Here is a 3548-nt window from a genome sequence, read left to right as displayed (position 1 = left end):
GAAGTGTATGCGTTAAGAGAAGTACCCTCCGACTTCAACATTACCTTTCATGCAGCTGCCAGCTTCTATCATCCGGATGATCAGCCGGTTTTTGAAGCCGCACGGGATCACCTCTTCAAAAATAATACCCCCTTTGACCTGGAACTGCGGCATATTTCTGCCAAAGGAAAAAAAACATGGGTACGTACCGTAGGCAGGCCTGTATTTAGTAACAGCGGCCATCTTACACATTTCCGTGGTATCATCATGGATATCACCGATAAAAAAGATACAGAACTGGCACTCACCAATGCCAGGGACAGCGCACAAAAAGCAGCACAATCAAGAAGTGAATTCTTATCCGTTATGAGCCATGAAATTCGTACGCCTTTAAATGCCATCATTGGCATTGCCGGTATCCTGGAAGAAAGTCCGGTAACAGAACATGCAGCAATGATTCACAGCCTGCAATTCTCTGCCGGCCACCTGCTGGGATTGATCAATGATATTCTCGACTTCAGCAAAATGGAGGCGGGTAAGATTGAACTGGAAAAAACAGCTTTCGATCCGGCCCTCCTGATACAGGGCATTACCAATAATTACCAGCCACTGGTAAAAGCCAAAGGCATTGAACTGCACACCAGTATCGATAAAAGCCTGCCGGCAAACATTACCGGCGATCCGGTGCGGCTATCACAAATCATTAATAACCTGCTTAGCAATGCCATTAAATTCACCCAAGAGGGCAGTGTTACCGTAGCTGTACAACAGGAAAGCGTTGTAGCCGATACCTGCCAGATTTCCTTTATGGTAAAAGATACCGGGATAGGCATAGTACCGGAAATGCAGGATAAAATATTTGAAACTTTTGTACAGGAAGATTCTGCCACCACACGCCATCATGGCGGTACAGGCCTTGGCCTGGCGATTACTAAAAAACTGGTTAACCTCCACAACAGCAATATCACCCTGGAGAGCCGGAAAAATGAAGGCACCACCTTCCGCTTTGATATCAACTTTGCCATACCGGAAAATGCAGTCAATCAATTCCGTCAAAAAGAGAAACAAGCCCCCGGCTTCCTCGATGGTATCAGCCTGCTGGTAGTGGAAGACAATGCCATCAACATCCGCATCATTGGATTACAACTAAAAAATTCTGGCGCTACGATCGTCACTGCTTGTAATGGCCGCCAGGCCCTGGAGAAAATGCAGCACCAATCCTTTGATGGCATTATCCTCGACCTGCATATGCCCGAAATGAATGGGTATGAAACCATCCCATATATTCAGCATCTGCAGCCCAATGCTTTCATTATTGTACTCACCGCCGATATTATGCCCGAAGTAAAAGAACGGCTCCATAAATTAAATGTAAAGGATATGCTGCCAAAACCATATGCGGCGGAAGATTTGCTGCAGATGCTGGAGGAAGCGGAAGGCAGAAAGCAGAAAGCAAAAAGCTATTGAGGAAAGCAGAAGGGAGAAAGCAAAAAGCTATTAAAGCGAATAATCACAGCGGATCATACTTTAATACATCGGCCCAACCGGTTAGTTCATTCCCGTTGGGCAATCGCTTCAATGGCTTTTTGCTTTTTGCCTTCTGCCTTCCGCTTTTTTACAACTATCTTCGCGCCTGCACAAAAGCCAACAATTATGCAAACATCTTCTTTGTCGGCCCGCGACCTCGACGTGATCTGGCACCCATATACTCAAATGCAAACGGCTCCCGCGCCCATTGGCATTGTACGCGGACAGGGCGCCCTGCTTTTCGATGAACATAACAACGAATACATAGACGCCACTTCCAGCTGGTGGGTAAATATACATGGACATGCACATCCGCACATTGCACAACAACTGGCTGCCCAGGCAATGCAACTGGAACATTGCATCTTTGCCGGTTATACCCATCCGCCCGCCGTTAACCTGGCAGAACGACTGCTCCAGATCCTGCCGGATAATCAACGCCGCGTTTTTTATTCCGACAACGGCTCTACTGCCATTGAAGTAGCCCTGAAAATGGCAATACAATACTGGGATAATAAAGGCACCCGCAAACATAAAATACTGGCTTTTAAAAATGCCTATCATGGCGATACTTTCGGCGCCATGAGCGTGAGCAGCAGAAGTGTATTCACCCGCGTGTTTGATGACCTTTTGTTTGACGTTCATTTCCTGGATGTCCCCACCGCGGAAAACATCTCCCAAATAATAAATATCATCACAGCACTGCAGCCGGAAGATATAGCCGCCTTCGTTTTTGAACCCCTGCTGCAAGGCTCTGGTGGCATGATCATGTACGATGCCAGCGCCTTTGAACACCTACTGCAGTATTGCGCTTCCAAAAATATTTTACTCATCGCCGATGAAGTGATGACAGGCTTTGGCAGAACCGGGAAAAATTTCGCGATGGAATATGTACATACGCAACCGGATATAATATGCCTCTCCAAAGGACTTACGGGCGGCACCATGGCATTGGGTGTTACCACCAGTACTGCCGCTGTATACGAAGCATTCCTGTCGAACGACAAGCTAAAAACGTTGTTCCACGGCCACTCGTTCACCGCCAACCCGCTGGCCTGTACCGCTGCGCTGGCCAGCATGGATCTTTTCACCGACCCGGCATGTGCTATCAACCGGCAACGTATACACGAAAAACACAGCGCTTTCTTAACCGAATTACAGGCGTTTTCCGTTATAAAAAACCCCAGACTGCTGGGTACTATTCTGGCGTTTGAAATAATAACATCTAACGCAGATGGATACACGAATACTTTGGCAGACCACCTGCATCGTTTCTTCCGGGAAAAACGAATCATGCTGCGCCCTTTGGGCAATACCCTTTATATACTGCCGCCCTACTGCATCACCAACGAACAGCTGGACCAGGTATATGAAAGCATCCGGGAACTGCTGCAAACCATCTAACATAAAAAGCGGCCGGCGCTGATGATTTGTATAAATCATCAGCACCGGCCGCTTTCAAATACTTCTCCCGATATTATTTTACCGGTACAGCAACTTTAGTATCATCCCACTCAAATACTACCGCATTACCCGGTAATGTGAAAGTGAGCTTTTCTGCCGGCGTAGACAGTGTTTCGCGTTTTACTTTCACGGATACCACGTCTTCGCCTTTATTTTTTTCGTAATCATATGCACCCCATTGTCCCAGTTTACCGTTGAGGATAACTGTCCAGGTTTTAGGATCAGGAATGGAGAACAAAGTGTAAGTGCCTGCTTTTACAGGTTTACCACCAAAAACAACATCTTTGCTGAAGGTGATCTGGGTAGCTTCGTCCGCACCGGTACGCCACACTTTACCAAATGGTTCCAGGGTACCAAAAATTACACGGCCATTTTTGGACGGTTGTCCGTAAACTACTTTAATACCGTTGGCTTCTGTTGTAACGTGTGGGCTCTTACGTGGCTTTTCCTGTGCAAAAACGAGGCTGGTAACGGCCAAAAATAAGGTTGCCAAAAAGAAATGTTTCATTTTTTTAGTTTTTTCTGGAATAAGAAGAATGTTTCAAGAAAGCATAACAATTTAAACCATAAAATCCGGT

The 3548-nt window shown here is 46.4% G+C and carries 3 protein-coding genes; 2 read left to right on the top strand and 1 reads right to left on the bottom strand.

Annotation, left to right across the window (positions count from 1 at the left end; all coding sequences use genetic code 11):
* Window positions 1-1446 (top strand): ATP-binding protein (locus VIP81_RS22805; protein ID WP_331966832.1); only part of this gene is annotated, 1446 nt, incomplete at its 5' end.
* Between the two features lie 186 nt (window positions 1447-1632).
* Entirely contained in the window at window positions 1633-2910 is a 1278-nt protein-coding gene (gene bioA / locus VIP81_RS22800) for an adenosylmethionine--8-amino-7-oxononanoate transaminase (RefSeq protein WP_331966830.1), read from the top strand.
* Window positions 2911-2983: 73 nt separating this feature from the next.
* Here bioA and VIP81_RS22795 read toward each other — a convergent pair whose 3' ends face one another.
* Complete coding sequence (locus VIP81_RS22795; RefSeq protein WP_331966828.1) at window positions 2984-3478, bottom strand: DUF2911 domain-containing protein; 495 nt, start codon at window positions 3476-3478, stop codon at window positions 2984-2986.
* Between the last annotated feature and the right edge of the window lie 70 nt (window positions 3479-3548).

Source organism: Chitinophaga sp. (assembly GCF_036566945.1).
Lineage (GTDB): Bacteria > Bacteroidota > Bacteroidia > Chitinophagales > Chitinophagaceae > Chitinophaga.
Note: the sequence above shows the minus strand (reverse complement) of the source record. Positions and strands in the feature narration are given on the sequence as shown.

Coding starts and splice junctions, on each gene's coding strand:
- bioA (WP_331966830.1), top strand. CDS start 1,633: ATGCAAACATCTTCTTTGTCGGCCCGCGACCTCGACGTGATCTGGCAC.
- VIP81_RS22795 (WP_331966828.1), bottom strand. CDS start 3,478: ATGAAACATTTCTTTTTGGCAACCTTATTTTTGGCCGTTACCAGCCTC.